Genomic DNA, 12382 nt, shown 5'->3' with positions numbered 1-12382 from the left:
TAACTATCCGGTCAGGTGGTCTGTGAAGACACAGACCCCGGGATTTGGACAGGAATTATTATTCTCAGCGCACTAGCGTTCTCGCGGTAACCTATAAAGCAGAATCGACCGTTTTTTATCCCTTTAACAACCTTGTCCGTAGTAGGCATTTTTGCCGTGCTTTCGTTCGTAATGCTTGAGCCGGAGCGTGTCTTTGATGCGGGGTGTATTCGGATTGATCTGTAAGGTCAGATAAGCCATTCGAGCCACTTCTTCCAATACGGCTGAGTTATAAACGGCTTTGGCGGCTGTCTTTCCCCAGGTGAACGGCCCATGATTTTGCAGGAGTACCATTTCCATTTCACTGTAGGACAGATCCTTTTGGGCGAACACGTCGAAAATCTGGTTTCCTGTTTCGTGTTCGTAATCACCCTGAATCATCTCATCTGTTAAGGCCGGAGCACAGGGAATATCCTGGTGCGTATGATCGGCATGGGTGGTTCCGAAAATGGGAATGTCCATGCCTGCTTGTGCCCAGGCTACTGCATGCGTACTATGCGTATGCGAAATCCCGCCGATTTTATCCCAGGTTTTATAAAGCAACGCATGGGTCTTGGTATCCGACGACGGACGCATGGTCCCTTCCACAATAGTACCCTCATAATCGCAGATGACAATATCGTAAGGCGTTAGTTCTTCATACGGAACGCCACTGGGTTTGATCGCGAATACAGCCCGGTCACGGTCAACGGCACTGACATTACCGAACGTAAACAACACCAGCCCCAACTTCGGGAGCTGCATGTTAGCTTCAAAGCATTCTTCTTTTAAGGTTGTGTACATGATTAATTTTGAATGATTGAATGATAGAATGATTGAATTGTTGGCGCATACCCTCATTCAATCATTCTATCATTCAAAATTCGATCATTAAATTTCAAGAACGACCACCGAAACTGGCGGCAGGGTGACGGTTAGCTTATCGCCGGACAGTTTGGCACCGGTGAAGGCGGCTGGTTTGATTTTGGTTAAATTCTCGAAGGTATTGTGGTCGCGGACGCTGGTCGAATGTAGAATGCGTCCGGTGACGGCCGTTCCGCTAACACCTTTCAGATCGACGGAGATTTCCTGCGCTTTACCTAGGTCGATGTTTACCAGCGAAATATGCACTTTACCGGCTTTATCGCGCGAAGCGGATACCGATACGGCGGGGAGTTTACCCTCACTAGTTGCAAAATCAGCCGTTTTGATGTCTATGGGCAGCATGGTTGCATCCTGATGGACGTTGTACATTTCCAGGACGTGGTACGTTGGCGTCAGGATAATCTTGTCGCCTTTTGTCAGGATAACGGATTGCAGCACATTGATGGCCTGTGCCAGATTCGCCATCCGAACCCGCTCACAATGCTTATGGAAAATGTTGAGTGTAGCCCCAGCCAGTACGGCGTCGCGCATGGTGTTCTGCTGATAGAGGAACCCCGGATTCGTGCCTGGCTCTACATTGTACCAGCCGCCCCATTCATCCACAATCAGCGCAATTTTCTTTTCGGGGTCGTATTTATCCATGACGGCCGAATGCTTTTCAATCAGTTCGTCCATTAGCAAAGCCTGCTGCATCGTTTTGAAATACTCCTGATCCGTAAACTGAGTGGCCGAGCTTTTCTTGCCTTCGCCCCACGACAATACTGAGTAATGGTGCATGGCAATTCCCTCCATCAGCGAGCCCGGAATATTTTTCATCAGCGTTTCGGTCCAGTTGTAATCGTTGTCGCTGGCACCCGAGGCAATGCGGAAAATCTTGCCATTGCCCACCCGGTTGTTCATGAAGGTGCTATACTGCCGATACAGGTTGGCGTAGTAGTCTGGCTTCATGTTACCCCCGCATCCCCAGGCTTCGTTGGCAACACCCCAATAGCGGACATTCCACGGAGCCTGTCGCCCGTTTTGCTGCCGAAGGTTTGACATGGGGCTGTTTTTTTCGAAATTGACATACTGTACCCAGTCGGACAGTTCCTGCACCGTACCACTGCCCACGTTACCGGCCAGATACGGCTCTGTACCGATCAACTCACACATGTTCAGGAAGTCGTGCGTACCAAAGCTGTTGTCTTCGGTTATGCCACCCCACCAGGTGTTCACGATTTTTGGGCGTTTGGCTTTTGGGCCAATGCCATCTTTCCAGTGGTACGTATCGGCAAAGCAACCGCCCGGCCAGCGCAGATTCGGAATCTTTAACTTTTTCAATGCATCGACCACATCCAGTCGGACCCCGGCCTTGTTGGGGATCTTCGTGTTGGATTCCCCTACGTAAAAACCGTCGTAGATGCTGCGTCCGAGGTGTTCGGCAAAATGGCCGTAAATATGTCGGCTGATTACATGTTTGCCTTCGTTGGCGTTGATGGTTACACTGGCCTGAGAGAACGCCAACAGGCTATTCCCGGCAAATAGAAAGGTTAGGAGTTGTTTTTTCATAGGAGTATATAATTTTGAATGATAGAGTGATTGAATGATTGAATAGGTTTCAACTTCAGCTATTCAATCATTCAATCACTCTATCATTCAGTCATTTTATCGGTAAGCTGCTTCGCTCCAGCGAAGTTCATTTTTCAATTGACGCAGGTTGGTATCACGGTCGATGACAACCAGTTCGACGCCGAAGATGTCGGCGAAGTCTTCGATGTGTTCGGTAGTCAGGTTTTGGCTGTAGACCGTATGGTGCGCTCCTCCGGCCAGAATCCAGGCGGCACAACCCGTCTGCATGTCAGGCATGGGTTTCCAGATGGCGCGGGCTACGGGTAGTTTAGGCAGCGCTTCGGGAACCTCGACCGCTTCGACTTCATTGACCAGCAGCCGGAACCGATTGCCCATGTCGATCAGTGACACATTGATAGCGGGGCCAGCCGGTGCATTGAACACCAGACGTACTGGATCGGCTTTACCACCAATTCCCAGCGGATGAATTTCGCAGGTCGGTTTCCCTGATGCAATCGACGGGCATATTTCGAGCATGTGCGAGCCCAGAACCAATGGGTTTGATGGGTCGAAATGGTAGGTGTAGTCTTCCATGAATGAGTTACCACCGGGCAGCCCAGCCGCCATCACTTTCAGGGTACGAACCATCGCCGAGGTTTTCCAGTCGCCTTCACCCCCGAACCCATAGCCATCGGCCATCAGGCGCTGGGAGGCAATACCTGGCAGTTGGGTCATGCCATGCAGGTCTTCAAACGTATCGGTATAGGCTGAAAAATTTCCGTCTTTCAGAAACGCCCGAAGACCCAGTTCGATCTTAGCGGCATCGCGTAATGAGCTATGTTGAGAACCACCTTTCAGTAGCGACTCCATCAGCGTGTAGCTATCGGCATATTCTGTCACCAACTGGTCAACTTCCGAATCAGTAATCTGATTGATAACGGCAACCAGATCGCCAATACCGTGTGTGTTGACCGACATACCGAAGGTCATTTCGGCAGCTACTTTATCGCCATCCGTTACGGCTACCTGCCGCATGTTGTCGCCAAAGCGCACCACTTTCATGGTTTTTAGCTCGTACGCGGCTACGGCTACCCGCGTCCAGGCGGCAATCTTATCGATTACGGTCTGATCCTGCCAGAAACCGACCACTACTTTGCGGTTCAGCCGCATCCGCGACATAATGAACCCGAACTCCCGGTCGCCGTGAGCCGACTGGTTGAGATTCATAAAATCCATGTCGATGCTGCTCCAGGGAATGTCGCGGTTGAATTGCGTGTGCAGGTGCAGCATCGGTTTTTTCAGCACGGTCAGCCCCCGAATCCACATTTTGGCGGGCGAAAACGTATGCATCCAACTGATAATGCCGACGCAGTTGGGCGCTACGTTGGCCTCCTGACAGATGGCATAAATTTCGTCGGGAGTTTTGACGACGGGTTTGAAGATCACCCGCACTGGAACCGGCGATGCCTGATTCAGAAAATCGGCTATAACTTGCGAGTGCTCATCGACCTGCTTGAGGGTTTCTTCTCCGTAAAGATGCTGGCTACCTGTAATGAACCAGACTTCAAATTGCTTTAAATTCAGCATTGTATTTATTGGTTTGTGTTGTCAGCTTTAAGAAGCTGACCTGTGCGGTTTCTCAAAACCGTCTGAATACTGGATCAATGTAAAACGCGGTTTTGAGAAACCGCTCGATGTCAGTTTTAAGAAACTGACATCACTGAAATTCGGTCGTCAGCCATCGTACAAACGATAAATGACCCCTTAACGACCTTCGATAAACTCACCTAGTTTGAGGTATTTCTGATAGAGCTCTTCATAAACCGGCACCAGCTCTGGACGTGGCTGGTATTCGGCGTCGAAGCCGGAGCCCATCGCGTGTTGGGCGGCTTCCATCGTCGGATGAACACCGGCTGCCACGGCGGCACACATGGCAGCACCCAACGCGCAAGCCTGATCAGCGCTGGCTACCTGAATGGGTTTGTTAAGCACATCGGCCAGCGTTTGCATCACAAAAGGTGATTTCTTGGCAACTCCACCAATCGCGATGACTTTCTTAATAGGAACACCTTCCTGAATAAACCGCTCGACGATGCTTCGTGACCCGAACGCCGTGGCTTCGACCAGCGCTTTGAACACTTTAGCCGCATCGGTGCCCAGGTTCAGACCCGATAGAGCGGCTTTCAGCGTATGGTTGGCATCGGGAGTCCGGCGTCCATTGATCCAGTCCAAGGCAATTACATCTGATTCCGTAACAGGTAGTTTGGCTGCCTGTTCCGATAAATGAGGAATTAGTTGACGGCTGAGCGTATCGGCGGCTTCGTCGCCCAGCAACTCACGTACCGGCGTGGTGATGATCCGGGCGAACCAGGCATACACGTCGCCAAAGGCCGACTGACCCGCTTCCAGACCGAGCATTCCGGGCGCTACCGATCCGTCGACTTGCCCACAGATACCCCGGATGAGTCGATGGCCAATCTCTTCGTTGGGAGCCATCAGAATGTCACAGGTAGAGGTGCCAATGATGCGAACAAAGGCATAGGGTTCAATTTCGGCACCAATGGCTCCCATGTGGGCGTCGAACGCGCCTACGCCGATGACAACGTTGGTAGAAAGCCCAAGCTTCTCCGACCATTCTGCGGAGAGCGTTCCCATCGACTGGTCGGCGGTGTAAGTATCGGTAAACAGACGGTCGCGAAGGCCACTTAGCAACGGGTCGAGCTTTGTCAGAAATTCGTCGGAGGGCAAGCCGTCGAATTCACTGTGCCATAAGGCTTTGTGCCCGGCCGCGCAGCGTGACCGTTTGAGGGTGAGCGGGTTGGTATTGCCTGTCAGAACGGCCGAAATCCAGTCGCAGTGTTCGATCCACGAAAAAGCGTGTTGCCGAACGGCTTCATCGACGCGAAGGGTTCGCAGCATTTTTGCCCAAAACCATTCGGACGAATAAATACCCCCGACGTATTTGGTATAATCGACATCCCAATGGTGAGCCAGATCGTTGATTTCATCGGCTTCAGCATTGGCGGTATGATCTTTCCAGAGAATGAACATGCCGTTGGGATTCTCGGTAAAATCGGGTCGTAGTGCCAGGGGTAGACCCGTTTCATCGACCGCACAGGGCGTTGAACCCGTAGTATCGATAGAGATGCCAACGACCTGCTGCCGCACCTCAGCAGACGCCTGTGCCAAAGCGCCGTTGACGCTGATTTCCAATCCTTCGAGGTAGTCGAGCGGGTGCTGGCGGAACTGGGAAGTGGCCGGGTCACAGTACAGACCCTGTTTCCAGCGGGTGTATTCGTGGATGTGGGTTCCGACTGCCTGTCCAGTGTGTGCGTTAACGACTAACGCCCGTACAGAATCGCTACCAAAATCGACACCGATAACGTATTGATTGTTCATAAAGAAAACGACTGTGTATACCGCAAAAAAGAGTCTCTCTTTGAATCGTGTATATGTGACACAATATTAGAACGCCTTTGTGTTATTTCCATGAAAAATAGAAATTATTTTTCGGTTACTTTTTGACAGGATTTACAGGGTTAATTATGAAGCTGTTCAAACTTTTCAAATTTCATTAAAACCGGGTAGCTTTTTTTGTCATGCTTCCTGCGACTACGCGTCCCGGTCAGCATGACAAAAACACGCATTTTTGAATTTCCTTTAAAAGGTTAAACAGCTTCTAAAACAACACCCTGTTGATCCTGTAAATCCTGTCAGAAGGGTATTACGATAAAGTCAATTCCGGGAAGAAGCTAACATAATCGGTGAGATATTGCTGGTACTTTTCGGTGTTGAGCCGGTAGAGTTGACCTTTTTTGGTAGCGGAGGCTGTGTCTTTTTCGCCCGTGGCAACCAGCAAATCAGTGGACAGAATTTTTCGGCTGAAATTTCGTCGGTCAAGCTGGCGGTTATAAATCGCTTCGTACAATTTCTGAAGCTGCGGGATCGTGAATTTTTCAGGCAGCAGTTCGAACCCGATGGCATGAAGGGCTGCTTTGTACCGAAGTTGACGTAGTGCCTGTTCCACCATTTTATCGTGGTCGAAAATTAGTTTTGGCCTCAGATTCAGTCCAATCCACGAGGCATTATGCGCTCGAATGGCGGCCACGTCCTGATCCTGAATATTGACCAGGGCGTAATACACGACCGATATGGTTCGCTCGACAGGGTCACGACTAACAGCCCCAAAGGTCTGTAGTTGTTCGAGGTAATTATTCGTTAATCCGGTGAGCGTGTATAGAATTCGATTGGCGGCTACTTCCAGGTCTTCTTCTTCGTTCAGGAACCCGCCCATCAGCGACCACTTGCCCTTTTCTGGTTCGAAGTTGCGTTTGATCAGCAACAACTTGATCTCTTCACCATCGAAGCCGAAGATGATACAATCGAGAGCAACCAGAATGCGATTTGGGTGAGTATAGTGAATCATAGGCAATTAGTGGTCAGACAATAAAACGACGAAGCTAAGCAAAATAGCGGTACCTGAAAAGACGAGGGAATCAACCCCTACCTAAACTTGCCACTACTTAACGGCTGGCTTCCACTTGTCGTTGCCAGCTAGTATACGTTCTGGTTTGTATGAGTTAGCCTCTTCGGTCGTGAGCTGCTTCGACCAACTTACCCGACTTGATGGATGAGCGCCAGGGCCTTTGGAGTTGTACTCGGCGTAGAAGGTCGTTTTTTCAGCATTCGGTTTGTCCCAGTTGTGCCAGCCTTCGGGTTTGATGTGATCGCCCAACTGGCAATTGATAAAAACCGTTTTGGCGAAGTCGCGCCAGGGCCGACCCAGGTACATGCTGGCTGGTGGCGCGTCGCTGGTGAGGGTGCAGTTCAGAAACACATACCCATACGGTTTGCCTTCAGGCGTGGAAGCGGCTGTTACATAGTTGCCATTCTTTTTACTGAAAATCGTGCAATGATCGAATACGGCTGTGGCTGATCCGAAAATGAAGTCGACCGTTCCTTCGATATAGCAATCTTTGTAATACTGCCGACCATACTGACTGGGCATCCCGGTATAAAGCGTGTCCTGATTACCCAGAAAACGGCAGTTGATAAATACCGCCCGGTCGCCCGTCACGAAGGCGGCTACGGCTTGACCAACAGGACCGGCTGTGTTTTCGAACGTCAGGTTTTCAGCCCGGAAGTCGTTACCGAAGATGTAAAATGAGCCCGATGTTGAGGTCCGTAATTTGGTGCCGTCGGGTAAGGTTTTGCCTGAATAGTCGTCGTAGGTCAGAATAGTTGAGGCTTTGTTTTCGCCGATCAGCGTTACATTATGCTGGGTAGAGTCGAGCTTTAACTTTTCCTTATACGTTCCCTGTTTGATGTAAATAACAATGCGCGTCGGGTTATTGGTCGGAATGGTGTTGAGGGCGGCCTGAACCGTCTTGTAATCACCACTGCCATCCTGGGCTACGGTAATACGTTGACGCTGAGCCATTGCCGTGCTAAGCGCTGCAAGTAGAAGGAGAGGTAGAGTAAACAGAGCAATTCGTGAGCTCATCGTTGACGGATTAACGGTTACGGTACAAGGCTATTTAGATAAACTTCAATATTGCTGTATTGCTCGTCCAGCTTAAACTGGCTGGCATCGGCTGCGTCATTTGGGTTCAACCCTTTGGCTGTTTCCCAACTATCAGGCATACCATCGGCGTCAGCATCGGTAGGAGAGATATCGGACTTCAAATCAGGCCAGCCGCCAACATCAGTTTGTGAGTCGATGATTCCTTTTTTGGCCTTACCGGCTGAAGCTGTTCCTGTATGAACATCGGACACAATCCGAGTATCCACGGCATCGCGATGCAGACTGGCACCCGCTTTGGCCAGCACCTGTTCATACGCCTGCTGAGCGCTTTGCTCGGCAATACGTTCAACCAGAAAAGGCTGTATAACAATGGCGGAATCGGGTTGCTCGCATTGAACACCACCCGCGAGGTTATTGGTGCTAAGCGCTTCATTGCCTGCTACCACATTGCCCGTCACGTAAAATTTTCCGTAGGGTTTCGATGGGTTGACAATACGACTGCGGAGTTTATCGGGCGTAACCGGTCCGGGCTTATAATAATTATTAACCATGTTATGGTTGCCCCTTTCACCACCATACGCACTATTGATCTCCCAGTTATAGATCACATTGTTTCGAAAATCAACGATTTCCCGCGTTGGCTGATTATGGTACCGGGCACCGCAAAAACGTGGGTTCCGGCTATGCTGATGGGCAATCAGGTTATGATGGAACGAAGCCCCCAACCCGCCCCAGATGCCTCCATAGCCATGATCACCTTTTTCATGCACCGACTTATTCAGGCTTTCGGACACGATACACCACTGCATAGTAAAATTTTCGTTGTCGTAGAAGGAGGCACATTCGTCGGTAGCCCAGCTCATGGAACAGTGATCGATCAGGATTTTCTTTTGCCGGAGTCCCGTAATCGCATCGTCCTGCTGGCGGGCTTCGTCGCCCAGCCGGAAGCGCATGTATCGGATAATGACGTTATTGGCTTCGATACTCAGGTTGTAATTTTTCAGACAGATACCATCGCCCGGTGCCGATTGACCCGCAAGGGTCAGATTTCCCTGTCGAATGAGGATTTTGGATTTCAGTGCAATGGTGCCCGATACGGCAAAGACAATGATGCGAGGCCCTCGGGTTTCGATGGCTTCGCGCAGACTGCCGGGCCCGCTATCGTCCAGATTGCGAACGATCAGGACTTTACCGCCCCGGCCCCCCGTTGTGTAGCGACCGAACCCTTCAGCCCCTGGAAAGGCCAGCGCTTTGGCAAAACCCGATTGGGCATGCGTATAAAAAGATGGAAGGAGTCCGAGTAGTAGCCCGATGAATAGAGTCTTGATATTGGGTAGTGTCATGGTTTATAGACGCCGGTTCGTATGTATGATTGAAACGAAAATCAGGCGAACCAGCGTGCTATTCGTGCCTATAAGGTTTACCTGGTTCCCCATTTGGCTAGCCAGGCGGGATAGTCTTTAGTTAGGAATTTAGCGGGCCAGGTGCCATACCAGGCATAGCCCGCCCGGCGTTCGTTTTCAATCTCAGCCAGAGTGTATTTCTTGAGCCCGTTGCGCCCACAAAAGAAAGGCTTATTGGTGCCCAATTCATAAAAACGCGCCCAGATTGTTGAATTAGGGTCTTCTACAACGACCACATCCCGCCCTTTAGGCTGACTGGCGTCTTTAATGGTTTTGGTAGCGACGCCAACCAGCTTGACGGACTCGAGCCAGGCCGCAGCCGACCGGATAGCCTGCCGAACCTGAGGTGATGGATTATCGATGGTCAGGAGAAACTCAAGAATGCCGACACTTTCGTTGCCGCTAAGCGACGCCAGCTCGAACGTACGGGCGCCTGTTGGCTGAAGCGTAATTCGGTCGTGTTGAGCACACCAGGCCGTCAACACGCCATCTTGTCTGTACTGGGTGTTCAGGATACACTCAATCCCTTTCGAAACAGCTTGTCGGGCTTTGGGAATCAATGTCTTGTCGACGACATCGAACGATTGTGTACCCTCGGCCGTGCGCTTCATCACCCACATAACGTCGATCATGGCGTTGTCGTTGTAGGTGATTTGCTTGTGGTAACTGCTCGAATCGGGGTAAAACTGCGCCCAGCCTCCGTTAGGCTTCTGAGCCGAGAGTAGATACGCAATGCCCCGTTCAGCCGCTTTTCGATAGGTGTCGTTCTGGGTCTGTTTGGCTGCGTTGACTAAGTAATTGATTTCGCGGGTCGTGGCCTTATCGTCGATGGTGGTGTCGTGTTTATCCTTCTCGGCCATAAGCGACTGTTTCTGGGATGCAGTCAACACTAGATCGTACTTGATGGGATCGCCCCCTGGTTGGGGCCAGCCGCCATTATTCCGCTGATACAGCAGCATCCGTTCGGCTATCGAGTCTTTGGGGACCTCGATTCCGGTATCTACCGGATGAATAGAGTGACCCTTGAAAACCGTAAAACCTACCATCGCATGGATTAGCAGGGAGAAAGGCACAAGCATAAAAGAGGAGTGTATCGTCATTCAGGTTGAGTCGTCAGGTTGATATATATGTAAAAACTTCCCGAACGTTTTAAACTTTCGGGAAGTTGATGGTTGATATTACTTAATAGCCGTAATCCTGCGTCAGCTTCGGATTGGCGTCCAGCGCCGACTGATTAATGGGCAACAGTTCACTTTTGTTGGCGGTAAAATACTGGGCTACCGACGTAATATAGGTGGCTGTGATATTCTGCCGCCAGTCGAGACGGGTCCAGCCGGTGGGAGCGGTGGTCGTTGTGTTGGGCTTGAACATCGAATTCAGAAACTGAATTTCTTCCCCATTATTTTTCCAGAACAGGTATTGCGGCACGTAGGTGTATTTGCCTTTAGCGCCCTGCATGTCCGTCAGGTTGGCCCGTGTCTCGGCAATTTTGCTCGCCAGCAGGTTCCAGCGAATCAGGTCATACTTGCGAATGCCTTCACCCCCAAATTCGAGCAGCCGTTCGTTGATAATAGCATTGAAGAAGTCATTTTTTGTCGTTGGCGTCGTACCGATCAGGGCTGTTTTACCACCATATCCCCGTTTCCGAACTTCTTCAAAAGCCGCAATAGCCTGTGCGGTGGGGCCGCCTTTGAGTTCATTTTCAGCTTCGGCAAACATCAGCAACACATCCGAAAACCGGATGACAGGCCAGTTGTAACCTAAATTCTGCGCCGTACCGGGCAGGAGCGGATTGCGCCAGTCGCGCCGGAATTTACCATCCGTAATGGTGGTCAGGCGTTGCGGACTTTTGAGATTGGTAGACCCTACTGAATAAAACGTAATGGTCACATCCCGACGAACATCCGTCGAATCGAATGCGTAGAAGTAGGTGGGCAGCGGGTTGATACCGCCACCACCTTGGCCATAGCGCGAAGCGGCATCCAGACGAGGCCCGTTATAATACCCCAGCTTACTATCCGATTGAGCACTGCCACCGGCCGAACCTATTTCAAATAAGATCTCATACGCTGGGTCGGGGGTGAGTCCGTTCACGTAGTTTTTGAACAGGGTTACATAGTCCGCATTGAGCGTGTGTTGTTCGCGATGCTGCATCAGGTCAGCCGTTTCGTCGCGGGCAATTTGGTAATAGGTCGCAAAATCAGCCCGGCGTTCCATTTGTTTCGTATCGCGACGGAGGGAGTAACCACCCCGATAGAGGGCAATCCGCGCTCGTAAGGCTTTAGCTGCTCCTTTCGTAATGCGTTCGTTGCGGGCTCCTGCTTCCGTACGCCAGGGGAGTAGATCAGATGCGATTTTCAGATCGTCCAGGAGTTTTTCGTAGACTTTATCACGGTCTTCTTTGGCAACGAACAGATCCGTCTGCTTGTAGGCGGGTACCATTGGAGCCGGTACGTCACCCCAGTTGCGGATAAGTTCGAGGTAGTACTGTGCCCGCAGGGTCAGGGCTTCGCCGTGCAACCGACGGAGTTCTTTCTGGTCGGCCGCCGTTCCGCTGGTGTATTGGGTCATCAGTGGAATCTGTTCGATGCATAGATTCGCCCGTTCGATTCCCTGATAAAGGCTATTCCAGGGGGCTACAATTTCAGTATTCCCGGCCAGCGCATTGTATCGTCCAATACCCCGGCGACCGTTGTCGAGCGAACCACTCACCATCATTTCATCCGAGTCGTACGGATAATACAGGCTGATCCGAATGCCATAGGTAGGGTCACCGGAAAGGGCGTCATAGGCTCCCAGTACGGCCAGCGTAGCATTACTGACATTGGAAAAAACAGCCTCGTTATCGAACTCTGAGATTGGCTCCAGGTCCAGGTATTTCTTGCAACCCATCAGCCCGGTCAGGACAAGGAGGAATGCTAGTAGTTTCGTTTTCATTGTATAAAGAGCGAAAGAGTGAATGAGTGAATGAGTGAAGTCGGAGCGAAAGAGTGAAAACTGTTAC

At 50.9% G+C, this 12382-nt stretch carries 9 protein-coding genes; all 9 read right to left on the bottom strand.

All coding sequences use genetic code 11. From position 1 onward, the window contains the following. Positions 1–123 precede the first annotated feature (123 nt). The 9 genes from ACYVFD_RS15275 to ACYVFD_RS15235 all read right to left on the bottom strand — a co-directional run bounded on the left by ACYVFD_RS15275 (position 124) and on the right by ACYVFD_RS15235 (position 12315). A complete protein-coding gene (locus tag ACYVFD_RS15275) occupies positions 124–822 on the bottom strand; it encodes an L-ribulose-5-phosphate 4-epimerase (RefSeq protein WP_461091047.1) in 699 nt (232 codons plus the stop codon). Positions 823–909: 87 nt separating this feature from the next. Further along, a complete protein-coding gene (locus ACYVFD_RS15270; RefSeq protein WP_461091046.1) occupies positions 910–2451 on the bottom strand; it encodes an alpha-N-arabinofuranosidase in 1542 nt (513 codons plus the stop codon). 96 nt (positions 2452–2547) lie between these two features. Continuing rightward, positions 2548–4038 (bottom strand): L-arabinose isomerase, encoded by a 1491-nt coding sequence (araA, locus tag ACYVFD_RS15265; RefSeq protein WP_461091045.1) that lies wholly within the window; start codon positions 4036–4038, stop codon positions 2548–2550. Between the two features lie 177 nt (positions 4039–4215). After that, positions 4216–5850 (bottom strand): ribulokinase, encoded by a 1635-nt coding sequence (locus ACYVFD_RS15260; protein WP_461091044.1) that lies wholly within the window; start codon positions 5848–5850, stop codon positions 4216–4218. Between the two features lie 325 nt (positions 5851–6175). Further along, a complete protein-coding gene (locus ACYVFD_RS15255) occupies positions 6176–6877 on the bottom strand; it encodes an NUDIX hydrolase (protein WP_461091043.1) in 702 nt (233 codons plus the stop codon). A gap of 93 nt (positions 6878–6970) precedes the next feature. Then, positions 6971–7954 (bottom strand): pectinesterase family protein, encoded by a 984-nt coding sequence (locus ACYVFD_RS15250; protein WP_461091042.1) that lies wholly within the window; start codon positions 7952–7954, stop codon positions 6971–6973. A 17-nt stretch (positions 7955–7971) separates the two neighbouring features. Beyond that, positions 7972–9318 carry a pectate lyase family protein gene (locus ACYVFD_RS15245; RefSeq protein ID WP_461091041.1) on the bottom strand — a complete coding sequence of 449 codons (1347 nt, stop codon included), beginning with the start codon at positions 9316–9318 and terminating at the stop codon, positions 7972–7974. Positions 9319–9395: 77 nt separating this feature from the next. Next, entirely contained in the window at positions 9396–10457 is a 1062-nt protein-coding gene (gene pelA / locus ACYVFD_RS15240; protein WP_461091040.1) for a pectate lyase, read from the bottom strand. Between the two features lie 103 nt (positions 10458–10560). Beyond that, complete coding sequence (locus ACYVFD_RS15235; RefSeq protein WP_461091039.1) at positions 10561–12315, bottom strand: RagB/SusD family nutrient uptake outer membrane protein; 1755 nt, start codon at positions 12313–12315, stop codon at positions 10561–10563. Between the last annotated feature and the right edge of the window lie 67 nt (positions 12316–12382).

The sequence above is a fragment of the Spirosoma gilvum genome (assembly GCF_054776815.1).
This window is presented reverse-complemented; position numbering and strand designations above follow the sequence as displayed.